The sequence below is a fragment of the Ruegeria sp. C2 genome, from assembly GCF_056537765.1.
This window is the reverse complement of record NZ_JBQFRZ010000010.1, coordinates 65,311-88,464: the sequence shown is the minus strand read 5'-3', so window position 1 is coordinate 88,464 and position 23,154 is coordinate 65,311. Positions and strand designations below refer to the sequence as shown.

General features: G+C 50.3%; 20 protein-coding genes and 3 pseudogenes. 12 read left to right on the top strand and 11 right to left on the bottom strand.

From position 1 onward, the window contains the following. The first annotated feature begins 418 nt into the window (after window positions 1-418). On the top strand, window positions 419-1,444 hold the full coding sequence (locus ACR0IV_RS19615) for a helix-turn-helix domain-containing protein (RefSeq protein WP_480660339.1): 1,026 nt from the start codon (window positions 419-421) through the stop codon (window positions 1,442-1,444). A 9-nt stretch (window positions 1,445-1,453) separates the two neighbouring features. On the opposite strand, the pseudogene ACR0IV_RS19610 reads toward ACR0IV_RS19615, so the two are convergent. Then, window positions 1,454-1,603: pseudogene (locus tag ACR0IV_RS19610) on the bottom strand (transposase); the annotation flags it as partial. A gap of 230 nt (window positions 1,604-1,833) precedes the next feature. Between ACR0IV_RS19610 and ACR0IV_RS19605 the strand changes: the two are divergent. The 3 genes from ACR0IV_RS19605 to ACR0IV_RS19595 all read left to right on the top strand — a co-directional run bounded on the left by ACR0IV_RS19605 (window position 1,834) and on the right by ACR0IV_RS19595 (window position 4,203). Next, complete coding sequence (locus tag ACR0IV_RS19605) at window positions 1,834-2,142, top strand: hypothetical protein (RefSeq protein ID WP_480660341.1); 309 nt, start codon at window positions 1,834-1,836, stop codon at window positions 2,140-2,142. 545 nt (window positions 2,143-2,687) lie between these two features. Continuing rightward, window positions 2,688-3,662: a helix-turn-helix domain-containing protein gene (locus tag ACR0IV_RS19600; RefSeq protein ID WP_480660343.1), complete on the top strand. Its 975-nt coding sequence runs from the start codon at window positions 2,688-2,690 to the stop codon at window positions 3,660-3,662. A gap of 241 nt (window positions 3,663-3,903) precedes the next feature. Beyond that, window positions 3,904-4,203 (top strand): GNAT family N-acetyltransferase, encoded by a 300-nt coding sequence (locus ACR0IV_RS19595; protein WP_480734431.1) that lies wholly within the window; start codon window positions 3,904-3,906, stop codon window positions 4,201-4,203. 154 nt (window positions 4,204-4,357) lie between these two features. Here the strand turns inward: ACR0IV_RS19595 and ACR0IV_RS19590 are convergent, their stop codons facing one another. Together ACR0IV_RS19590 and ACR0IV_RS19585 are read right to left on the bottom strand one after the other, a co-directional pair. Further along, window positions 4,358-5,410, bottom strand: coding sequence for an AraC family transcriptional regulator (locus tag ACR0IV_RS19590; RefSeq protein ID WP_480660345.1), 1,053 nt, complete (start codon window positions 5,408-5,410; stop codon window positions 4,358-4,360). Window positions 5,411-5,917: 507 nt separating this feature from the next. Beyond that, window positions 5,918-6,607 (bottom strand): c-type cytochrome, encoded by a 690-nt coding sequence (locus tag ACR0IV_RS19585; RefSeq protein WP_480660347.1) that lies wholly within the window; start codon window positions 6,605-6,607, stop codon window positions 5,918-5,920. A 422-nt stretch (window positions 6,608-7,029) separates the two neighbouring features. Between ACR0IV_RS19585 and ACR0IV_RS19580 the strand changes: the two genes are divergently transcribed. After that, on the top strand, window positions 7,030-7,680 hold the full coding sequence (locus ACR0IV_RS19580) for a hypothetical protein (RefSeq protein WP_480660349.1): 651 nt from the start codon (window positions 7,030-7,032) through the stop codon (window positions 7,678-7,680). 467 nt (window positions 7,681-8,147) lie between these two features. On the opposite strand, the gene ACR0IV_RS19575 is transcribed toward ACR0IV_RS19580, so the two are convergent. Then, entirely contained in the window at window positions 8,148-8,570 is a 423-nt protein-coding gene (locus tag ACR0IV_RS19575) for a DUF3768 domain-containing protein (protein WP_480660353.1), read from the bottom strand. 526 nt (window positions 8,571-9,096) lie between these two features. Between ACR0IV_RS19575 and ACR0IV_RS19570 the strand changes: the two are divergent. From ACR0IV_RS19570 to ACR0IV_RS19560, 3 genes and pseudogenes are all read left to right on the top strand, one after another. Then, window positions 9,097-9,210: pseudogene (locus ACR0IV_RS19570) on the top strand (integrase core domain-containing protein); the annotation flags it as partial. Window positions 9,211-9,231: 21 nt separating this feature from the next. After that, window positions 9,232-9,489 carry a hypothetical protein gene (locus ACR0IV_RS19565; protein WP_480660355.1) on the top strand — a complete coding sequence of 86 codons (258 nt, stop codon included), beginning with the start codon at window positions 9,232-9,234 and terminating at the stop codon, window positions 9,487-9,489. Window positions 9,490-10,878: 1,389 nt separating this feature from the next. Continuing rightward, on the top strand, window positions 10,879-11,202 hold the full coding sequence (locus ACR0IV_RS19560; RefSeq protein ID WP_480660357.1) for a hypothetical protein: 324 nt from the start codon (window positions 10,879-10,881) through the stop codon (window positions 11,200-11,202). Between the two features lie 212 nt (window positions 11,203-11,414). On the opposite strand, the gene ACR0IV_RS19555 is transcribed toward ACR0IV_RS19560, so the two are convergent. Both ACR0IV_RS19555 and ACR0IV_RS19550 read right to left on the bottom strand, forming a co-directional pair. Next, complete coding sequence (locus ACR0IV_RS19555; protein WP_480660359.1) at window positions 11,415-12,446, bottom strand: helix-turn-helix domain-containing protein; 1,032 nt, start codon at window positions 12,444-12,446, stop codon at window positions 11,415-11,417. Window positions 12,447-13,201: 755 nt separating this feature from the next. Then, complete coding sequence (locus ACR0IV_RS19550) at window positions 13,202-13,600, bottom strand: VanZ family protein (RefSeq protein ID WP_480660361.1); 399 nt, start codon at window positions 13,598-13,600, stop codon at window positions 13,202-13,204. Window positions 13,601-14,082: 482 nt separating this feature from the next. Here ACR0IV_RS19550 and ACR0IV_RS19545 point away from each other — a divergent pair, with 482 nt between their 5' ends. After that, the gene (locus tag ACR0IV_RS19545; protein ID WP_480660363.1) at window positions 14,083-14,811 is read left to right on the top strand and encodes an SGNH/GDSL hydrolase family protein; all 729 of its coding nucleotides are present in this window, start codon (window positions 14,083-14,085) and stop codon (window positions 14,809-14,811) included. Window positions 14,812-15,340: 529 nt separating this feature from the next. On the opposite strand, the gene ACR0IV_RS19540 is transcribed toward ACR0IV_RS19545, so the two are convergent. Beyond that, on the bottom strand, window positions 15,341-15,760 hold the full coding sequence (locus ACR0IV_RS19540) for an ArsR/SmtB family transcription factor (protein WP_480660456.1): 420 nt from the start codon (window positions 15,758-15,760) through the stop codon (window positions 15,341-15,343). Window positions 15,761-15,956: 196 nt separating this feature from the next. Between ACR0IV_RS19540 and ACR0IV_RS19535 the strand changes: the two genes are divergently transcribed. Beyond that, window positions 15,957-16,196: a hypothetical protein gene (locus ACR0IV_RS19535; protein ID WP_480660365.1), complete on the top strand. Its 240-nt coding sequence runs from the start codon at window positions 15,957-15,959 to the stop codon at window positions 16,194-16,196. Between the two features lie 461 nt (window positions 16,197-16,657). Next, window positions 16,658-17,014 (top strand): hypothetical protein, encoded by a 357-nt coding sequence (locus ACR0IV_RS19530; protein WP_480734429.1) that lies wholly within the window; start codon window positions 16,658-16,660, stop codon window positions 17,012-17,014. Between the two features lie 295 nt (window positions 17,015-17,309). On the opposite strand, the gene ACR0IV_RS19525 is transcribed toward ACR0IV_RS19530, so the two are convergent. The 4 genes and pseudogenes from ACR0IV_RS19525 to ACR0IV_RS19510 all read right to left on the bottom strand — a co-directional run bounded on the left by ACR0IV_RS19525 (window position 17,310) and on the right by ACR0IV_RS19510 (window position 21,648). Next, window positions 17,310-18,443, bottom strand: a complete 1,134-nt coding sequence (locus ACR0IV_RS19525) for a helix-turn-helix domain-containing protein (protein ID WP_480660369.1) — start codon at window positions 18,441-18,443, stop codon at window positions 17,310-17,312. Between the two features lie 635 nt (window positions 18,444-19,078). Then, complete coding sequence (locus ACR0IV_RS19520) at window positions 19,079-20,095, bottom strand: helix-turn-helix transcriptional regulator (protein WP_480660371.1); 1,017 nt, start codon at window positions 20,093-20,095, stop codon at window positions 19,079-19,081. A gap of 782 nt (window positions 20,096-20,877) precedes the next feature. Continuing rightward, window positions 20,878-21,078: pseudogene (locus ACR0IV_RS19515) on the bottom strand (IS5/IS1182 family transposase); the annotation flags it as partial. 21 nt (window positions 21,079-21,099) lie between these two features. Continuing rightward, the gene (locus tag ACR0IV_RS19510) at window positions 21,100-21,648 is read right to left on the bottom strand and encodes a transglutaminase-like cysteine peptidase (RefSeq protein WP_480660373.1); all 549 of its coding nucleotides are present in this window, start codon (window positions 21,646-21,648) and stop codon (window positions 21,100-21,102) included. A gap of 881 nt (window positions 21,649-22,529) precedes the next feature. On the opposite strand from ACR0IV_RS19510, the gene ACR0IV_RS19505 reads away from it, so the two are divergent. Beyond that, a complete protein-coding gene (locus ACR0IV_RS19505; RefSeq protein ID WP_480660375.1) occupies window positions 22,530-23,102 on the top strand; it encodes a TetR/AcrR family transcriptional regulator in 573 nt (190 codons plus the stop codon). The last annotated feature ends 52 nt before the right edge of the window (window positions 23,103-23,154 follow it).

Genomic DNA, 23,154 nt, shown 5'->3' with positions numbered 1-23,154 from the left:
CGCCCACCGGCCCCGGAAACCATCGTCCAGATGGACCAAAGGCCAGTCATGCACTAACAATCAAATTGGACCACTCAAGTGGGGCTGATCAAGAACGTCCGGAAGTTTCGAACCTCTATTGTGGTTTCAACTGAAAAGGCTACTCCCGAACTGCCTATTTTGTAGCTGATATAGCAATAGCCCCAAGTGTGGGCCGATGGCTAAGTGGTGGCAAGCGGGGCAGGGGCTTATGCTGAGTCTGCTCCGAGCTCTGCAAAGCGCACATCTTGTAGTTTGAACGCAGATGCAGCAACGCTTGCTCAGTCTCGGCAGCGCCGCGTAAGATAGCAATCGATGAGCCAGGCCGTCCTAAACGCCGTCAGCTCAATCGGACCACTTCTTTCGATGACGGACTTTCTACACGGATGCTTTATCTCCAATGACCAACCTACCGCATCTGAGCTTCGATACTTCAAACTTTGAGCCGTCCGACCGTCTTGATGCCGTCGCCGATCTTTGGCGGCACTATCTGTCTTTCAAATTTGACCGCAACCTGGGCAGCGCTTTCCATCTGAGTTCAAGTGTGTGGTGGTTTGGTGATTGCAGCTTTGTGCATTCTCTTGCTGGACCAATGTCATGTCATCGTCCCTCACCGCCTGAAGGCGAAGCAATGGTTTCGATCTCTTACCTGTTACAGGGCATTCAGGATTACGTTCTGAACGGTGAGCTTAGGCGCCAATCCGGCGATGCGGTTCATGTGAGCACTCACGCTGAACAGTCGCACCGGTTCTGCCACACGGATAGCGAGATGCTGATCCTCTATGTCCCAGTCAGCAGGTTTGGTCTTTTTTCGGGGCAGCTGATGCGGAGTCGAACTTTTCCAACGTCCGGTTTTGTTGGCGTTCTTTTGCGATCAGTGTTGTTGAACCTATCTGGAACCTTGGAAAATGGCCAATGGGACGATGGCGAAAAACTGGCCGACAGTGTTTGCGGATTTTTACAACCGTTGTTGCGTGACCCGCCAGACCGCCTAGCAAATACAGCAAAGAGTGCCAAGATCACAGCAATCCAGAGGTACATAGACGAAAACATTGCCGACCAAGGAATGAGTATCGATCAGATTTGTAAGCGCTTCGCAGTATCGCGTGCGACTTTGTATCGGATGTTTTCGGAAACAGATGGTGTTATGACCTATGTTTCAAGGCGCAGGGTGCAGCGTGTTTATGACGAATTGGTGCGGACCAAACCAAAACATGGTATCGTGCGTATCGTGGCCGAAAAGCACGGCTTTTATGATCAATCGCATTTCAATCGGTTATTCCGGAGACAAGTAGGAATAACACCTGGAAGCGTGGCAGGTCTGTTGCATATGCGCCCCGGCAAAATCCAAAGCACCCAAAATGGTCAGATCTTCCAAGATCAAATCCAGCCATTGCTCTTTTCGAGACCTGTCCCAAGTTCTTAGGGTCAGGACTCATAGCCAATATATGACGAGAGCTGCGAGGGCGATTGCTGATAGGAATACCTTTGGACATCTGTCGTAACGGGTCGCCACACGCGTCCAGTCTTTGAGCCTGCCGAACATGATCTCAATGTGGTTCTGGCGCTTGTATCGCCGCTTATCAGGAGTAACGTGATGGCCGAGATTTGGGTGTCGTGAACTGTGATTCCGGCACACTTGTTCAGGTTAAGTTGTGTACGGCAAAGGCGGCTGGTAGGGATGAGTCTTTTCGGGCAAACCAGCAATCCCTTTGCTGAGTCGCAAAATAACGCCGAAGAATCGTTTACCTAAAGTCAGCCCTTCCTCTCAGCCGCTTTCTGTAACATGGGTCGGACATAGCTAGAGGCGAGCCAATGAACACCCGGAATATGTCTGCCACCGCGCGGCTGAGAGAGACGATCGCGACACTTGAAAATGTCGACGGTAAGCGACCAAGGTCTGACCACGAGCTGAGCGTCCTCTATGCGATGCGGCTGGTGTCGATCGCAGTCGGTGAGATTGATGTTGATGTGCGTGACGTGCGCGCGCATGCAATCACCAAAAACATGAGCCAGCCCACGTTTAACAGGGCGTTGCGCAGCCTCGTTGAACATGGGGACGTATGCCCTGCGCCGAGTTTCAAAGCGCGGTACTACCGTGTTTGCCTGGATTTCACCTGGTAAATAAATATTGAAACGGTGCGCTTCGAATTCACCTTCGGTGGTGCAAGGTGTGATCCGTGCTAACACCTGATCCCGTATCCAACGAATGAAAAGGCCTTAAAGCGTTTGGCGCAGCCTATCCGGGCCGGCACCTTGTCCGCATTTTCTATGTCGAGGATAGTGACCCCTAATGCCTTCAAGCTCTGACTGGCAAGGTCAAATGACCTCACGGCCCTCACGTCTTAAATACGAATGACAGCCTGCTCAATCTGACTTATTCTTATCCCGCAGCCAAACTACAATCCAAGCCAGAACTTGCGACGTGAAAACCAAACTTGGCGCGTCCGTTTTGTCAGGCTTACGAAGAACCTTTGAGCAAGTATTTGATATATTTTGCTCGCCCTCGAAACGCCAAATAACGCATTCAAGTCAGCCGGTCGAATTCGGTGTCAGAAACAAGGCCGTATCTCTGGAGTGAGTAAATGAGCTTACCACACTACAGAATCAAACCGACTGCCTATTCATCCAAGGCTGTAATTGAGCGGTGGCGTGAGTCGCGACGGGATATGTACGATATCGCAGCACTCAATGGGGACCTTGGCCAGAGTCTATTCCAGACAGTCGCATTCAGAGCGGACAATGTCGTCTTCTCTAGATCGCGTGGTCGCAATCTCCTGGTGAGCCGAAGCCAGCGCCAGTTGGATGGCAATGTGTCTGGCTTTGTGCGAATAAAGCATACGAAAGGCAGCCATTTCCTGAGCACTAGAGCAGGGGAATATACAAACTCCGGTGGAAGTGCACTCACTGTTGTTGATTATTCACAGCCCAATGACATGGCTATAGTCGACGCAGAGGAGCTTGGCGTGTACATGCCTCACTCGGTTCTTGACTTAAAGCCGGGTCAAATAAACGCTCTGACCAGCGTCAGTTTGAATAGTGCTTCCGGGCGTATTTTGAGCACCGCTATGGAGACGACGTACACTAGGCTTTTTCAGACAAACTTCAAGGACGCTGACCCTATCGCCATTGACTTTGTCGGACTGGTAAGAGGACTCTTGGCGGGCGGAGCGATGTCACATAGCGAAGACTTGGTGCAACAGGCCAGAGCTAAATCCATGCGTGATTTCTTGGAACAGAAACTACGTGATCTGGATCTCGGCGCAGGTGCACTCCTACAAGCGTTCGGTGCGTCTCGGGCAACTATCTTCAGGGATTTTTCACCGTATGGCGGTGTCGCGAGCTACATTGTGGAAAGACGGTTGGCGCGGGCACTCATCGATCTCGCCGAAGCTCCTCCAAAACGCGGAGAAGTGACGCGGACCGCGGAGCGCTGGGGATTTCCCAGCGTCAGTCAGTTCAGCCGTGCGTTCCGCAATCGTTTTGGATTTGCGCCGGGTTCCGCAGTTGGGACCAGATGCAAACCGTACCTGCAAAGTGAGAACTCAACTGACGGTGACAGGGGCCAGCTGGCTTTGGGATTCCAAGGTGATCCAAGTGGTCTCGAACGATGGCTTTCTCAGTTTGGCAACAAGTCAAGTTGATGATCTAAGCCATGTTCCCAACTGGTGGATGTCTCCCTTTAAGCCAACAAAACAACTTTCGGCAAAGGTCCGAATTGAGACCAAAGCCGCTTCTAGACAATTGGCTTTTGGATAGTATTTTTGCGCGGATGACCAGTCTTGTTTTGTCCTACGATCCGCGCAGCGTAGAAGCAGAAACACTCTGCAGTGCCATTCAAGCTGAGTATTGTTGACGTGATCTTTCGGACAATCAGATACTCAGATCATTGCGGCACTCGTATTGTATCAGTGGCTGGGTAGATGGGCGGCAAATTGGATTTGCTCGGGCGGTCTCGGATGTTCAACCTGTGCGCACATCAAAGACTTCATGGTATTCCCTGACTACCGAGGGCGCGGCTTTGGAAAACGCCTGATGACAGGCTTGCTCGCGCACCCACTGCTCTCAGATGTGGGCAGCTGGTTTATCGGCACACAAGATGCGCGCGGCTTTTACGAGAAGTTTGGCTTCAAGGCGTCGTTGAATGCTGTTCACATGTATTTGCACGTGCGCGACGCTGAATAGCAATCCTCCGGTTGGCAAGCTATTCACCACAAAGGTCTACTCGATGTCCGCAAAGCCGCCCTCTGGCGCACTGGGAGACTAGTGATGGCTGACCAAAATTGTCAGACGTCTGCTTCGAGCCCATTTTACCCGATGCTGTGCTCGAAACGAATGTCTATGACGCGCAGGAAGCGGATTTTGCAAAGTTGCTGACAAAGCTTCCGACGCTATGAAAACCAGGTTGCAGAGTTTTTCCTTGTTGGCTTGAGAGCCTGTTCCCGACAGTGTCAAATTCATATGAGAGCAGACCTGCGAACCTACTTGGTGAGCTTCCAGCGAAACGGCGAAATGTCCGGTTGAATTGGCTCATATCATCAAAACCATACTTCTCCGCTACAGACTTAATGAGACCCCAGCGTGGTGGCGATTCCGATAATTCAGCCTGTATCTGCTGAACCCTTCGGCTAGTAATGTATCTGTTGACGCCCTCTTCATCTTTGAACATTCGATAGAGCGAAGCGCGTGATACATGAAATTCTTGACACAAGTGATCAGCGTCCAAGGTGTGATTGCCGAGATTCGCTTCGATGTACCTCTGTATGGCATTGCGTCGTAACCGTTGCACTCCATTGGCTTCGAGATCTGCTACATCACGTAAGATGGGTTGAAGGAATGAACAAATACTATCAGAAAGTAACTTACCTTGTTCTTGTTTGCTGAAACTCAGGGATTCCGAAAGGCTCTTAAGCATAGAGCGCAAGATGGCACCGACCGGTTGATTTATTGAGATAATTCGGTTCCTGAGGGATTGGCCTGGCAAAATACCAAGCCTACTTGGTGGAACATACAAGGCAAGCGCTTCTTCGTCTTCGAAACAGTTCCAATGACTGCGACTGCGACTGCTGGTTATGTGCACGGAGTCTGGCATTTGGTTTTGTAGTTCATTCTCCAAAAAGTACTCCCGTCGCCCCTTCGTCAGATACCTTATGCAAATCAGCGGTTCGTCGTCTCTTACTACACTAGCGACATAGTTCGTTGGAGATGAGACTGAATGCAGGAAAGAAATATCTCCCAACCTCCAGAGTTGAGATCGCAAAAAAAATCTGGGCGCAATGAGCGGATCACTTTTGAAGTACATGTATGGTCGCCACATATCCGCAACCGCATCAATGCGGTCTTCTAGGCTAAAGTCCGAAGTATCGAATTTCAGCGTCGGTAGAGTACTCATGACATCAACCCAAACTCAGTTGATTTGGCTTCCTGCGACATAACGCCAAGCAGGTATGCTTGAGACTGGCGAATTTCTAGCCCCCTGCACTTCATATTCCTACACTCCCTGAAGATGCCCGTCGATCATCAACCAGTTGAACCGGCTGGGTCGCCGCACCCTATGACGGCTTTGGGCTGCAAAATGCCGATTGCTATTTCAGCGTGCCATTGGCTTTTCATGGTGGATCTGGGCTCGAAGCGGTAATCTGATGGTTTTGGTTGGGCAAGATCGCTCAATACACGGTCATAAGGTCAGTTGTGCGGAGAGGCTGTGTGAAAACTCCGGCCTATGAACTCTCTCGTCAAGCTCATTTTCAGTGCCTGTGCAAATGCCCTCCCAGAAGCGCGAGAGAACGCACATAAAGGGTATTTTTGGCAAGTTTCGCGAACCGGTCAGAGTTTTCACACAGCTTCCGGGCTTTGCTGCCATTGCGGCTATACTATCTGTCGCAAAGCCTTGAACAACTTAACCACCATTGGGGAGCGGTGGAAGTTGGCGCAAATACAGAATAACCGCGTCCAGATCATTGTCTGTCATCGCCGCATAGTGATGATACCCCATGGGTGGAAGCATTATCGAGCCATCTGGCCGTATGCCCTTGGTAATCATGGTCTTCAATTCTGTATCGCTATAGCCAGCGAGCCCGTCTTCATGAGTGGTTAGATTGGACGAGACGGAGGTTCCCCACGGCCCGTGAAATTCAAGCCCGCCTGCACCGAGATGAGTTTCAAACATCGGCCCTTCATCACCCATGGGCGTATGGCACTCTACGCAATGTGCAATCGGTCCTGCGAGGTATTCGCCATATTCAACGCTGACCGACTGTACGGGAGCGGAAACGCTTTGAAGCGGTGCTCCATAGGCAGGAGGTAACGGAAAACTATATGTAGATTGAGGCGTTTCGTTTTTGCTGGCAGGGACCGTGCGTAGAAAGGCAACAATGGAGTACAGATCATCATCAGACAGGCCACGGTATAGGCCCATTGGCATTGGCGGTCCGATAATAGATCCATCTGGGCGAATGCCCTCTCGGATCGCTTTTGCGAGTTCATCATCTGTCCAATCGGCGACGCGCCCGCCAGGTGTAATATTCACAGCCCAAGCTTCGAAAGCCGGGTTTTTCTCGACCAAAAACCCACCCAACTCGTTGGACATATCCGGGCCTTGATCCGTTTGTGGCGTATGGCAATTACCGCAGCCCGCTGGACCCCGAACCAGATACTCGCCTCGCTCAACGGACGGCTCGGCATTTGCCAAGAATGCAAATGAGTTTAGTGCGAAAGCTGTCAAGACTAGGCGCATATATCCTCTCCCAAACAAAATCAGCCATTCGTTGAGCGTGCGCGCTGTCTGTGGCCTAGATATCTTTTGTAGTCAATGTGACTATATATTGACAATTCAGCGTCTCAATAGAAAACTCCAAATCTGGTTCTGCTACCAACCCACGTCGTCGCGAAAACGTTAAGGGTTGTCATCATCGCTAGGCGAATACGAAAGACTGTGTCGTGGATTGAAAAAGCTCGCTTGAACGAACCAATCGCGACCGAACACATCGTCGCTCTGGAGCAGTCAAAGAAATGCAACTTTGGAAACGCATCAAGAAAATAGCTTCAGGTGCTTTTGTAAGTCACACCAATGAGGTCATTCTAACCCCGCTTCTGGGTGAGTTTTTTGAAGAGTTTGCCGATATGACCTTTCCTGAAAAACGGGACAAAATCCCGAGGGACATATTTGACATTCTGATCGTTTGGTGGGCAAGATGTGCGACTACTGGTGAAGACCAAAACACCTTTGAAGCGCTGGATAAAATTCGCAAACTGGCCGAGTTGGGGTACAACGATCTGCCAGGTCTCATTAACTTAGCCAACACTACCCTTCCGGATATCGAGTTTCGCCAGAAAGTCATCCTGTATTTTTCCGAGATTGGAGAGAGGTCGAGTCATTACCTGTTTTTGCCGATAGCGGCGCGAATTAGACGACACCAGGCGACACCAACCTCGTTTGCTAAGCTGAGCGAAGTAGAGATCCTATTGCAGGACAGTGCAGGCGGGCAGCTTGCTACATCTGCTTTTGCTGAGTTTCCAGATGCGAAAAGGCAAAGGAGCGTATTTTTGTACGCTCTTCTGACATTGAGTTGGGACAACGTTCAAGTATTTACAAGCAACCAGACAATCTTCCAGTCCGTGAGGGCACAGCTTGTTTTGCTTTTGACCATGCCGGTTACCTAAAGTCAGCCCTTCCTCTCAGCCGCTTTCTGTAACATGGGTCGGACATAGCTAGAGGCGAGCCAATGAACACCCGGAATATGTCTGCCACCGCGCGGCTGAGAGAGACGATCGCGACACTTGAAAATGTCGACGGTAAGCGACCAAGGTCTGACCACGAGCTGAGCGTCCTCTATGCGATGCGGCTGGTGTCCATCGCAGCCGGTGAGATTGATGTTGATGTGTGTGACGTGCGCTCACACGCTATCTGCAGAAACATAAGCCAGCCCACATTTAACCGGGCGTTGCGCAGTCTCGTTGAACATGGGGACGTATGCCCTGCGCCGAGTTTCAAAGCGCGGTACTACCGTGTTTGCCTGGATTTCACCTGGTAAACACAGATCGAAAAGTTTCGCTTGGAGTTTACCCACGGCGGCTCAAGGTGTGAGCCGTGCTAACACCGGATTCCGCGGCAGTTCAACCAGCCGGCGCTAGGGTCGCTGATGTTCCTCAGACACGTGGATCGTCAGAACTCGCTTTGTCTTTCCAAGGTCTGAAGGATCGGCAGCCGGGTTTTCGTAGGTCTCGTCAAATAGTGCAATCCTGAAGCAGATCTTCGTCCCGTCGACGTCGAATACACCCGCCAGGTGAGTTCCATCAGGGTCGGTCCCGGAGGAAAAACCGTTGTAGGTCCTGACAGCCTCAAGGCAGGCGCGCTGAAATTGCCCCGATCGAGTGGCGAGCTCCCTACTCAGTACAAAGCGACCCAACTGCGGTGAGAGCGGCCAGGTCGCTCTAAACAAGTCATTCTGTTCAGCAATCAAGCTCCGCTCCAAGGGATCGTTTTTCTGTCGAGCATGTCGAGGACCCGCCGTTAAGATTGATCTCGATGCCGCTTTCATCGCGATCTGCATTCTGTTGTTCCTTCCACTCTAATCCGTGTCGCTCGAAATTTGAGAATCACAGTACTACCTAGGCCAGAATGGGCTCAAATTCATTGGCTCTGCGTCTCAGATTTGCAGGTCTGATTGCTCTGCACATCGCATCTGTGTCTGGGCTGATGTTGAAGCCGGGCCCTGTGAGCTGCACCGGCGCAGCTACCCAGTTGAGGCGATGACATCACGAGAGGAATGGGTATACCCCAATGCCCGTACTGCGGCGGCAGATGCCAGGAGTGCAGTCAGCACTCTAGTGCATTGGGCAACGGCTAACGTGACAGAACGGGTTTGGTGGTGCGCCTGTCGAGTGTGGGAGGCCTGAATTGTCGTCCTCAAGCGTTGACGCCAGCGCGATGGTTCTGGCTATCCTTGGTTACCCAGCTAGGGATCGGAGCCCGATTTGAGGAGCCGCCTGTGAGTAAATCCGAATTTCCGCCTATCCCTGCGAGGGACGATGACCTAGATGCGCGCAACTATCATTTTGTCGAAATAGACGCCTCAGATCCGCGCGGAGCAGAAACACTACAACACCAAACGACCACACAGTGCTCTGGGCTACCGCCCACCGGCCCCGGAAACCATCGTCCAGATGGACCAAAGGCCAGTCATGCACTAACAATCAAATTGGACCACTCAAGTGGGGCTGATCAATGATATCTCCGAGGTATTCAGGATCCTCGAATACATTGATCTGGACGGTGGCTACTGGAGATATCAGCTTTCAAGGACCAACCACAAATCTATTGAAGGGTTAGTGATCCACTTTTTTCAAGCCGGTCCGGTTTTGTTGGCGATCCGAAGCATCGACTATCCTGACGAGTTACCGAGCGATTTCGGCATCTTCCCATTTTTCATCATTAATAGCGAGATTGAGATAGCCTTGTCGTCGAATTAATAGTTGGCGCATGTGCCGTGTGCAGAGCTCTTTGAGAAGTTGACCACAGGTCGAAACGGGCGTGAGGTCTAAGAGTTGGCAAACGGAAGCGTAGTAGCCGCGAGAGTAGACCCCATTCGGAACTCACGATCTCGAGACAACAGGGAGCCGAAATTCGCTCTGCGAGATTTTGGGCCAAATACCCACATCGCTGGTGTCGCCGCCGGGCCTCTGTAGTATCCCCACCTTAGGAGAAAGGTTGGACGGGACGTCCGACGCTTCGAAGACATACGCTTGTGAGGTCATGAGCGACCACCCGAGGGGGTCAAGGGCGGTCGCTCTTGTGAGTGAGGTGTGTCGGTGAGGTAACGCGAGTCTCACCTCCGGCGATTATGGATGGGCTCGCAAGAAAGTCAATATGACAAATAAAAGGCAAACCTGTTTCTCCTGTTCGCGCGTGGATACGCTCAGTGACTGCTTTGGAGGAACGCAGAACAAGTAAGCAAAAGCTTCGTGAAAAGAATGGCTCGCTTGAGCGAGCCAGTGTGTTCAGGTTGGGTTGGGATAAAGAGGCGTGATCGGTACAGCCTCCGTTTATCACATTATCTACGGATCTATAAAAAGTCAAATAGACTATATGAGAGACTCACCAATCGGTCGAATGCGCCGTGACTGAGATCTAAGATGGCCCTATCCGTAGCAGGGAAAGGCAAAGAGGCGTTTTCGCTTACGCTGCATCCAATAAAATGGGCTCTGCAGCACGTCATAATGCTGACCTGCAGCTTGTTTGAAGTTCATGGCAAACGGATTGTTCGGCATGGTGGGGTGTTTGCTGTCGAACGTTGAGCGAGTTGTTGGTCGCACCATGACGGTTTGGTCAGGATCGTTTGACGTTCACCAGTGGACCACACTTCCGTTGCCCACATGCTAGGTATCCAATATGAGGATCAATCTCCAATCAAACTGGTTGGTCAAACCTCCAATCGTTTGCCAACTGGTATTGGCAGAATTCCTCACCTCAGCGGGATTTGGTGCCTGAGATGTTCATCCTGATAAGGCCACTCGCGTCGTTAGGGAATACCTGGAAACGTTGGATGACGCCGCCTTCGGCGCTGCAAGCCCCCTGAAGTCGAAGTTCACGTCGTACTTGGGTCTACTCAGATCTCTTACGTGAGCTTACCGATGTGCTAGTCGAGAAAGAAGCCAGGGCGGGATTAACGTTTAGTAACACTTGCGCAATGTCTTATTTAGTCGATTTGACTAATATTATCGATCGACGAGCGATCAAAAGAGATTGATACCAAAAAAATTTCCAAATTTGGACATAATCGATTGTCATGGGTCCTCGCAGCGCAGGCTGTTGTTGTGCACATAATGGCCAGTTTGGAGAACAATGAGCGATGTTGATTAATGACGAAAAAGGTTACACTACTGACCGTTGCGCAGATTCGAGACCTGCTTGCAGAACTGGAACGAGACCTTGGTTTAGTCTCACTTTCAAAGAATCAACTAGATTTGCTCTATGTAGTTCGTTTGATTGCCGATCACTCCGGAGATGATGTTGTGGAAGCAGCGGATCTTAGGAATCACCCCATTACGAGGGGTATGAGCCAACCTACGTTCAACCGGACTTTAAAATCCTTAACTGAAAAGGACTATCTGCGGCTCGCCGACAACTGCAAAGCCAAACGCTATACTCTGGGCCTTAAATCCAGAATGCCACCTGTCAGCTAAGAATTCCTTGTGGAGTAGATGGATCGGATGGGCCAGCAAATCTCGCCACGCGATGCAATATGGGTCAAACCGCTCTTCCCATTTAGGGCCTGAACCGGCCCATTCATTAGGCCTGTAGTACAATCGTTTGGGCGCGTTCGTGCAGGTGGCCAACGGGTCATTGCTTCTACGGATTAGACTTCAGACCCAAATCGGCTGCAGGTGTTTATAATTCACTCGATTTTTCGGTTCGACGCATTGGAGAGAACTATTGGGGGGCGCCCGGTATCAGCGCTTAGTACGCTGTTTGTTGGAAGCACGCTCTTGAGCTCTTCGTCGTAGAGCCCGGAAAACATGCCGGGTGCAACGCCTGTATGCCTCCGAAACACTCGATTGAACGTCGTGATATCGTGGAAGCCAAATTCTTCCGCCACCGACCTCACAAGGCCCCATTGCGGTTTGGATCGGGACAACTCTTCCATAACAAACTTCGTTCGACGCTTTGCGATGTATGCCATGACACCTCCTGTTTCATTGAACAGTCTATAGAGAGCGGGACGGGACATCCCAAACTCTTTGCAAAGCCTATCGGCGGAGAGTGAATGGTCTTTGATATTCTCATCTATGTATCGGTAGATGTCGGCGGAACGGGTGCTGGCGGTCATCAGGGATCTAAAGCGCACCGAGTTATGAACGATGCTTTCTAGAAAGGAAATAATGCTCTCGCTGAGGACAAAACTCTCAATATAGTCAGCATCTTCGAGTGATTGGTGAAGGCCGAGTAACATTGAAAGGATGATAGATCCCGCGGGTGTATTGATGGGAAAGGTTCGACTAGGGAAGTCTTCATCGATTGATATTCCGAGCCTCGCGGCGGGTATATACAGAACAAAGAACTCACTGTTGGTCGGGCAACACCTGATCTTTTGATCTGCGTGCCGGCTCATGTGTACCGCTTCGCGGGTTTGCTGCTTGAATTCGTCTTGCACTACATACTTGTGCAGACCGCGCGTTAGGATTGAAATTGATATCAATTTCTCCCCCTCCGGAGGCGTTTTCCGCCCCAAGATCATGGGAGCGGCCGCCGAATGAACAAAAGTACAATCGCCTGTCCACCATACTTTGGACTTTAGGAAAAAGTCGTTCTTAGCCCCTTCAAAAAAGTTTATCGACAGATAATTTCGCCAAAGATCCGAAACAGCATCAAGTCGGTCAAGCGGTGCAAGTTTTGCCGTATCGAATTCGAAAATCGGCAGGGTTCTCATATCTATTCACATTTTCATTTGGCTCCTGCATGGAGCGGGTCGGCGCGGCTTCATCGACCTATTGAACCATAGGGATAAAGCTGACTCTCTCGTCTCGGAGTGCAGTTTGCTACCGGCTCCATAAACTTAAGTGATAAAGCTCAATCATTTGTAGACCGCTTCTTCATCTATGAGAAACCTGCAAAAAGCACACCTGTTACCAAACTTATGCAGTAAGCTTTCTATGCATTCCATCGCAAAGCAACAAATCGGCACTGAATCGCCGATAGGTTGAAAGTACTTGCGACCAAAACCCGACTTACCTGACTAAAGCAGTTTTTCGAATGGGCCTAAAATATCATTTAGATTTAATATGTTAGAGTTGGCTAGCGGTAACTTTTGTATGCATGAGTGCTTTTGCTGGCAATTACGTAAGAACCAGCTGCTTCGTGCGGATAGCTGAGCTGAAACTTGGTACGAAGCCGCCGTGTACCGTTCGCTCCAGTTGGTGAGACGCGCGCAGATGTTCGTTGATTACTTTCCTCATCTGATGGGCTTCACCGCTGTGTATACCTTGTTCGTATGCTGGGTTTGCCATGCCAGGGCCATGACCTCCGCCTGCACTTTGCATTCCACGGACATTCCAGCCGTTCACCGTGTGGGTTTTGCTTGGAAGTCTAGTGCGTTTTGAATTTGCTTCGAACTCGGCCATGACGAACGCACTGCAGCATTTACGTACTACAATGGGCGCCCGTCTGATTTGGCGGGAACCCGGGTTAGTTGTCCCCATATACAGCTTTAAGGAGCCTAACCGCCACCAAACCCAAGCCTATGCCAAAGGCATTAAACAGCAAATCGGTTGCGCTGGTTGTTCGTCCTACCAATGGTTGCAGCAGTTCGACTACGCCGCTCCAGACTAAAGCCAATAACGCAATCCTTAAAACTACGTTTTGCTTAACTACCGCCAACGGTAACACCGTCACCGCGTATGCAACTACATGCAAGATTTTGTCTACGATAGGCGTGGTGTTCTCTACCACATGCGTGGTGTCGACTGCGCTACCCGGTTCGCCCGCTGGCCAAAGACTCGCAATAGAAACAATGACAAGAGTAGCGAAACTGGTAGCAATGCCGAGCAGTGACAGCCAAGAAAGCAAAATCGACCTAGATGTCATTGGTTAACTCCAAATCGCTCGAAAGAACGAGCTTCACAACTTCTTGACGTCAGCACAGAGACGAGGATTGGATTGAAGAACCGGAAAACTACTCTCGATCTTGGATTTTGGATTGTCAATTAAATCACAATGATTATAAATGTTGTCTAGGTCACAGACGTCCGTGTGGCTCGTATGATAGCTTGATCGCGTTCTCGACAGGCCTCCGGACAATGTGACTACATTAGACGACATAACTTTTGTCGCCGTGTTTTTTGATCAAAGTAAGAACGCTTGATCGCGTTACGGCAAAGACAAATGCGTCCTGATAACGCTAAGGCATAAGCTTCAACACCGATCTTCAGGGAAGAGGCTATCACGACAAAGAACAAAAACAAACTGAAGAGATTTCGGTCCAGACGCAGCCGGCGTCGATTCCCAAAAAACCCCGAGCAGGGTGGTACCGGTTGGGACCCAAACCACAGCCAACACAGGAGAACGGTATGAGTTTTTTGACTTCTCTCGGCTGCTGCTCAAAGGCAATTCCTCGCTGGTGGTCAAGGTGGATCGCAATGCTGTCAGTGGTCGTTGCGGTGGGGGCTTGCTCAAACACGCAACCAACCGACGATTGGGAAACCACCGACACGGTGATGCGCCAAGAGCCTCCGGAGGTCCTTGTCTTGGGGGACTCGATGCTCTCCTGGAATGGCATGAAGGGCAATTCTGTTCCCGGCCTCTTGCGAAAGCACCATGGCCTGAGCGTCAAATCTGAGGTTTTGCCCGGAATGTCGATGCCGATGATAGCCAGGACTTATTCAGATACCGGCGCATCAGTTGTTGTGTTCAATGGCGGCGGAAATGACCTGCTGTTCGGGTGCGGTTGTGTACAGTGTGCCTCCCACTTAGATAGGATTATTCATCCGGATCTGACGTCTGGATACATCCCAAAGCTGGTAAATCGCATCAACGAAAATGGGTCCCATGCGTTTTATGTTGGATATCTCCGAACACCAGGTCGGCAATCCCCGATAGAGGCTTGTGCGGCCATTGGTGATGAGCTTGAGGCGCGGGTTGCTAAACTGGCTCAAAGACGCGATGGTTTCACATATGTGCCGGTCAAGGACGCCATCCCGCACGGAAGTCTGCGCTACCACACGATCGACAGGATCCATCCTTCGATAGCGGGCTCTCGGATGATTGCGGCGCAAGTTGCTGCCGCTCTCAAGCGGTGAAGCAATGTTACATTTTCCCCAACCTTGAAGAGGGGACGAATGAGGGGTGCCGTGAGATAGCCACCATCGTACGTTGCGGCCTGAAAGGTGTAGCAATCGACGTCGTGCTTCGACTTAAGGTGTTTGTCGTAACGTCTATGTCCGCGATCCTGTGTCAAAAAGAAGCCCGACCGCAAGGGCCGGGCAGTTGCAAGGGATAAGCCGATGAATCGAGGAAAACACTGCTTACCCACTACCTTGGAGACTTCAAAGACTAGCTGTGGAACACATGATTGTCTTTTCCACCACGTCTCAATTAGTCTGTTCAAATCGTATCATATTGACTTTTTTCTGTGATGAACAGATGGAGTGGCGGATTCAATTCCATTAGCGAGATAGCGTAGATGCGTTTTTGACTTAGACAGCAGTTTGTTGTTCACCAGCACGCTTTCAGAAGCGCAAGAGAACGCACACAAAGAATGCTCTAGTCATGCTTCGCCAACCGGTTAGAGTGCACACACAGCCTCTCCGTTCAGCGGTCATTCGCACCTTATTCTGAACCATTTTCGCTGCAATAGAGCTCATACAATTCGCCAACGATTGCCCGCACCCTGTCGTCAGAAACACTGTAAAAAATGCGCTGTCCTTGCCGTCTTTTAGTAATCAATCCTTCAAGACTAAGCCGACCAACATGTTGCGATACTGCTGCTTGCTTGAGCGATAACTTGTTTTGGATTTCATTTACGGATTTTTCGCCGGTCATCAGGTAGCAAAGAATTTTCAAGCGGCCATCGTGCGCCATCGCTTTCAGGAAACTGGAGGCAATCAAAGCTTTTTTCATTTCTACTTCCAGCGTACCGCTCCCAATCATGAACTTCGATTGTCTGTTTGGCAGTGCCGTTGTTCGCTCACAGTTGAGCCAAAGGCCAAGCTGCTGGAGTACGCGCAGCTTGGCCGATTGGTCCAGCACTGCCAAGTACAACCAACCCAAAATGTCTTCGCAGCGACACGGATTGGTTAACAGGACCAGTTTTGGAGTTTTCTACTTGGATACTGGAATGTCAAGAAAAAGTCATATTGACTAAAAAAGATATCTAGGCCACAGACAGCGCGCTGGTTCATCTGCCAGCTGAATCTCTATTTTGGCCACAACCAGAGACACCTCTATGGTAACACAGATCGAAAAGGTGCGCTTCGAGATCACCTTCGGCGGCGCAAAGTCCGGCCCTTGCAAACATCTGATCCCGTGTCTAACGAAAGAAGAGGCCCTAAAGCGTTTGGAGGCCGCCTATCCGGACCGGAACCTGACTGTTCTGAAGGTTCGGAAACTGGTTCGCATTTGCTATGTCAAAGACAGTGAGCCCGAACGTCCTAAAGCTCTGACTGGTAAGGTTAATAGACCCTAGTCCCCCTCAATGCCTCTCAGATCAGCCGAGTCTGGGAAAAAGGAAAAGAGCCTTTAGAGTTTTTGATCCCACCAAGGGATCGAGAAACCTTTCCGCAGGAAATACTCATGAAAACAGACCTACATAGATGATAAGATCCCGCTCTACAATCCCTGCGAGGTGTGCACAGCACCGATCAACAACGTCCGGGGGTGAATCTATCTCAATCGACCAGAGCTGTGACTCGGAGTTTGAACTCAAACAACGGATTGCCAAGATAAAGTCATAACGACTAATAATGGTGTTTACAGGAAAGGTGTTTTTGAACATCGTTTCGGACAACTGCAATCAACAATGGGTTCTCTAGTTTGATGATATCTAAAACACTGAGTTGTGCTGGGATTGTGATTTTCAGTGCATTTCCGGGACTATGTGACGAACACTGGCAACCCGACAGGTATCTCGTCAAAGAAGAACTTTCAGTGGATTATTTGGACTTGGAGTTAACCGATCAGGTTCAGATAGATACTGTCTTTGCTAACCTGCCCGAACATATGGTGCGCTGGGACATAAATTGGGACGCCAGCTGCAATGTATCGCTTGAAATTAGCGCTCTTGTGCCAAGATTGGTAAACACCACGCGTCAGCAGAAACAACAGACACTCGATGTCAAGAACGCCCAACTCTTCGAGTTTGTTATGCAGCACGCAAGACTTGCCAGATATGCTGCCGAGGAAATCAAGCGAAACGGCTGCCAAAATGCCTCATACATTAACCCTTATTGGGAAGGCAAAGCTCAGCAACTGACCAACGAGCGCATCGAAATCTTTAGTGATTAAGGCAGACCTCCCCTTAAACCGGGCGGATTCCATTCAGTATAGGTCCTCAGCGAATCCAGAATTCCGGATGCTATACCTTCCACGAACGTCCACTCAAAAAAAAATTCATATCTACGGACTATTACTTCTCAACGTGACCCGCTAGTTGCCGATTCACGTTGGCCGGAACTAAGATACGCAACTTGAAAGTAATATTTCGCGCGCCAGATGAGCACCCGTTTTTGTCGCCGCTGAGACTCGTCACTATTATCGCTGGATAAAGAGCTTCGACAGAGCGCCGAAACCGTACGCCGACTCAGGACCCTGCACTGGCAAGTGAATCCGCTTTACGATCAAGCGCTTCAAACTGTTGAGCCAGACTGGGTCCGTTCAACAAACTGTGGGAATCTTCTTTCAACTCCGTAGATTTAGCGCCCTGACAACCGCCAGTATCCGCTAAAAGGAGCCCCGCCACGTTTCCGGGTGTCATGCCAGTGTGTCTTCGAAACGTACGAGTAAACTGGGGCATATCATAGAACCCGTACTTTTCGGCTACGGCGCGCACGACACCTCTATGAGGCGCCGTACGACTTAGTTCGTCGCAGACGCGTTTTGTCCTTCGGTTGGCAATGTAGGACATGATGCCTTCGTCGTCTTGGAACAGTCTATACAGTGTTGCGCGCGACACCCCGAACCGTTCGCACAGATGCTCGGAATTTATCGAACGATCGGCGATGTTGTCTTCGACAAACCGTTGAATTGCAGTCCGCCTGAAATCCTCAACCGCCGTGGCCTCACAATCTGGTTCATCGCGGAGGATCGGTTGAAGAAAACTGCATATCGTATTTGCGATGTCCTCAGCACTATCCTTTGAACTGTGATGCGGCATCTCACGGCAACTGAGAAGCAAGGACCGCAACATCGCACCGATGGGTCTCGATGTAGGAAACGCACGGCTTCTGAGAAGTTGACCTTGCGCCAATCCTAGCCTGCTAGGCGGAATATAGAGATTCAACGCATCTTCTGGCTCCTTAACATCCCACAAGCCCCACCGATCTGTGTGGGTCACATAGACGACACCTGTCGATTGGTGCTCCAGCCTATCGCCCAAAAAATACTCGCGTCTGCCATGTTGCAACAACGTGATCGATATCAGCGGCACGTTATTGCGTACTTGGGTGGCCATAAAGCTCATTGGTGCTGAAGCTCCATGAAGAAAGGAAATATCCCCAATGAAAGAGAAATGTGAGCGCAGGAAGAAATTCCGAGAGGATCGGGGATCATCTTTAAACGTCATGAAACCCCGCCACATTTCCGATACTGCATCAAAGCGGTCCTCCGACGTGAAATCTGCAGTGTCAAATTTTAGTTGCGGGACGGCTACCATTGAATGCTCGTAATTAACTCGCGCGGTGAAGTCTAGACGGATGTAAAGGGTATCGAGGACCATAATGACCGCGTCCCCGTTTCTACTGAGTGACAGGTCAAAAAGAGAAGCAAGCCACCGGGAGAACTGGCGGCTTGCTCTACTACCCCTACGAGGTTTGCGTCAAACTGGTCAATTACGTCCGGGGGAGAACTCTATCGTTCGACCAGAGCTGCGCTTAAACGTTTGACCTCAAAGATCGAGTTGTCAATATAAAGTCATAATGAATAATAAAAAATTTTCCAGGAAAGGCGAATATGGACACCGTTTCCGAGTTTGTACGCAAGGTAAGCGATGCCTTTGTCTTGGGTGAGGCCTTTAACCTCTTGGTGTTTTAGTGAGGTCTCTCCCTGATCCTTGGCTGGTACGCGATCACGTGGTCGATCTAGGTTGTCGCAGTTTCCGGAACGCATGCGGTGTTGAGATAGTCGTTTGGAGCCTTGTGAGCATGGCGTTGGCTCTGCTCTACGGCCTCTTCATAGCATACATATCTGGCGCCTGGTTCTTTGCCTTAAGCGCTAGCTATGCAATTTCGTTGTCCGAGACTTCTGGGCTTGAAACCCCAGGACCTAGGGAAACTTTGCCTGTACGCGAGCCTCCTGGTGTTATGCAGCTGATATCGTGTAGGATCGTTATGCGGGTTTTCGGTATTGGAGCTACTAGACCAAGTGTGGGTTGGGCGCATGTGCTAGCTCGTAGGTCCTTTTCGTTTTCGCCAACATGTTGAGATTGAGAAAGAATGAATTAGGGCCACCGTTTGAGCACTCACCGATCTTTGCCTGATTTCCGTGCGTCAAACACTGATAGTCCGGATCGGCGTTCTTGGCGTATTCAGATCCCAAGATTTCGCTCGGTTTGTAGTTGTATTTTCGCCGAAAACTTCGAACAAAGCTTGACGTGTCGAGAAAGCCCATATGTGTGGCGATAGATGTGACCGCCCCTCGTGTGGGCTGACTACTTGCGAGCGCGCGGCGGGCGCATTCCAGGCGATGGCTAGTCAAGTAGGCCTGCAATCCACCGTCTGCGCGAAATAGGCGGTACAATGTGGCTCGCGACATACCGACGGAGATGCACATCTCGTCAATGTTCAAAGGTAGCGAGAGCGGCCGCGAGAAGATGTACTGCTCCGCACGAACACGTTTGGCCGATTCGGTATGCGGCAGTTGCGATTTGAGCGCCTCTCGATCCGTGGTGGCGCTAACCACCAGCGACGCGAAAAGGTCGATCACTGAGGCGTCGGCTGAACCCGGGTTTTGCGATAATTCGTTGGCCAGATGCAGGAAATTGGCGATCATCAGCCGCCCGACCGATGTTCCATTGTCGAAATGCGTCATGGGACGCAGAGCGTGACGCGTGAATTGAAGGCCTGATTTCCTGAGCGCAAGATAGGTGATTTTGGAGCGATCGTTGTAGCAATATCGTGTCGCGGACAAATCCATTACCGTCAGAGAGCCAGGCGCCACGCGGGTGGTCTCCCCGTCCACTTTTGCGACCGTATTTCCCTCATTCTGGTAGCGAACCACAACACAATCGAAGTCGCGATTGTTGCCCACCAATTCTGCCGGCGACATTGCCAATTGGCAGAACACGGCGTCCTTCAACTGGCGGGACGACACGTTGAGCTCCAATTTGCACGGCGGGACTAAGGGCTTGCCAAGGCGCCAAAAGTCCGACATGAAATCTCTCCATGCATCACGGCGTTCTGTTTTCGGGAGCGTCGATATGTTCAGGTCTGGTACAAGGCCATTCATCTTCTGTCTCGTTTCTGCATGTACTCAGAGAGCGCAATTAAATTGCTTCGTTCGTTCAAATGAGCGTTGTCTACGGTATCCGTCCATCCACATTGACGGGCACTGAGGCACTCGGTGCCAATCAACGTAGTGTACCCGATCTCGTCACTGAGAGGATTAATCTCAAGGATTGCCTGGTTGAGGGCGGCGCTATCTCTGCCTTCCATCACATTGTATCCAGAGCTCAGAGATCCATTCTCCTAATTCGGGTCGTTCAACACCACGCTCGACCAATCTGCTGCCCATTGACGGTACTCGTCAGTGCGGTGTTGGTTGATTGGGTCACAAAACTGTTCTCATCCTTCGCCGATTACTCAATCAACCGGATAGCGGGACACACTTCGTGTCGCGATCGGGACGATCGGTGAAGGCAATCAGGCTGCCATCCAAACCGTCAAACTTCAGTCCACCGTTCGCGAAACCCGCACGGTCGTCTTGCTCTGACATCAGCCATACTTTTGCCGCCTCGGGCCAGACCGCGCCTGCAGCCAACACCTATCCTATCATCACGCCTGAATTGACTGAGGCTTTTGTCATGTCTGGTTCTTTCTCAAAGCGACTGCTTTTGGATCGCTCTGCCAGCCGCAATGCGAGCGGCATAGTATCCAGATTAAGTGAAGCAATCAGGAATTAGAAGCACCTGGCGCATTAAATCTGGTTAACCTAGGTCACGTTGATAAACGGTGGATCCAGAAGCAGATCGAAGTGATGTCTACGAAGCCGAGGAAGCTTTAGGCTTTCTTATCGTAGCGGGTCGCAACACGACGAGAACTCTTCAGTTTGTTGTAGCCTTCCTCGACCCAGTCTTACAGACGATAAAGAGAGCGGCCGGCCCTAACGCACATCTTTCTAGTTTTCCGGATGGGCATTTGGTACTTCCCCACTTCGCTTCAGCTGCCTCCGAAAACTGCAACCCACTGGCGCGGGTTTGTGGGGTCTTGCATGCGAAGGAATAGGTAGCGTGTATCTTTCCACGTTTTTATATGGTTGGTCAGGTTATCGAGAACAAGATCCTCATATGGTGAACGGTAAATCAGCACCGCGTGCGCATTCCGATGATTGTCCAATGCAGTCGCAATTAGTAACCTACGCGGATCAACTCCTGCATGTACCAGTTCTTTTTTCTTCAACAACGCAAAGTCTTCGCAGTCCCCACCCTTCGATGTAGGCAGAGCCCAACGGTCTAGCTCTCCATATTGGGATCGATCAGAAATGCTTCTAACTGTAGAGTTAACCTGCTTATTGAGGGTCTTAACGATTTTCATTTCTTCGTCGTAGTGCAGAACACTTCTCTGCGTGTCTTCGCATGCCCAGCTGTACTGCCGACATAAACCTTTAGCGGCGGTCGGCGGGGGCATGGTAGCCAGGCTAGTCATGAAACCTGCTTCCTTCCCCTGAACTTGTTGTGTCAAAAGCACCGTGATCAGACTGAAGAGCATTAGCCTAACCCCGCCAAAGAGAGGCGTAAGACAACTACTGCCAGAGCTTTGCAACTGGATTGAGAGGTGTGCGACCTGTCGTTGCAAGAAGTTTCTATTCGACATTTTGACAACGTACTCCTGCCGCAAGTACCAGGTAAAAAGAGTCAAAATGACTAATAAAGTAACAAAAAGCCTATGGCAAATAGTTCTCCTTCTCCATTGATGTGAGTTTAGTGTTCATTTGAAGAAAGCGTGATGATACTTTTGCACGTCTTGCACCGAAGAGAATAAAGGTTTAAAAATAAAAAGATGGCATGCTAGCTTCTATGGCTTAGTGCTAAAGCTGTAAATCGAATGGGTTTTGAACAACCTCTGCATAAAGCAAACACAGCGCTTCGTGTGAGTGTGTTATGATGTAGAATAAAAAACCGAAACGACTAAAAAGAGGCGCTCGATATCTAAGATGATCGGACGGTCGAATGATAGCAGCGCTTGAGGTATTGAGTCTATAAGTGAGACTTTTATGCTTGGGACCGTTCTGAGCCAATAAGTGAACGTTGAGACAGCTTTAGCGGTTTGGTGCAGCTAGTCGGCTGCAATGCTCGCGGCACTTCTGGTTACACTGCTTACGATACGACCAAGCTTTTTGGCGCAATCCGAGACATCGATACCGCTGCATTGTGACTGCCACTGAACAGCTTAGGATCAGAAATATCGGGACAAGTAAGAACTGAGATTGGAGTGAACACGAAGTAAGAGCGAGGGGTTGCCATTACGCAATGGCCTACAGTCCTTCGCACAACATAGTAGCGGATCCTAAAAGAGTAGTTTACTCTACTGCGAGTGGCCCCACCCTTAATACTCCACCACATTTGTTGAGTGAGGTACAGGAAGACGGTATGACTCAGGTTCAAGATGAAACTTTGGACGTTAGCGTCCAGGTGGATAAATTGGAAGTCATTCTCGATGTTGCGGAAAACTTGGCGCGACATGGTGGTTACTTCTGCTTTCAGCTTTCAGATATTGCGAACAAAGCTGGTCTGTCAAAAGCAGAAGTCGAAGCGCACTTTGAGAGCGAGAAACACTTGTCAAGTGTGCTGGTCCGAAGATACGCAAACAATTTTTTGAATGCGCTAGGTTCACCAAAGAGAGCGGATGCATTGGACGACTTGATCAATGCTTGGGGTACGGCTGCTCGCAAGGATGGACAGATGTGTTTATGCACGCTTTACGGTGCAGAAATCTCCGCTTTGCCTCCTGTCGTTGCGAACGAGACTAGAAAATTCTTCGTATCGTTGTCCGACTGGATCGCCGAGGCGCTGGATTGCGCTCATAGCGATACACATTCTGAAGCCATCCTTGCAAGTTTGTGCGGCGCGCTAGTGACAGTTAGATCGTTTGATCGACCAGAGTCATTTAACAAGATTGCATGGCTTCTTGTTAAGCCTGTGATAGCGTCCTGCTGCAAGTAAAGTCCACTTCTTCTCATAAGTTGCCTGTAAGGTCTTAGTACCGAGATTTTAT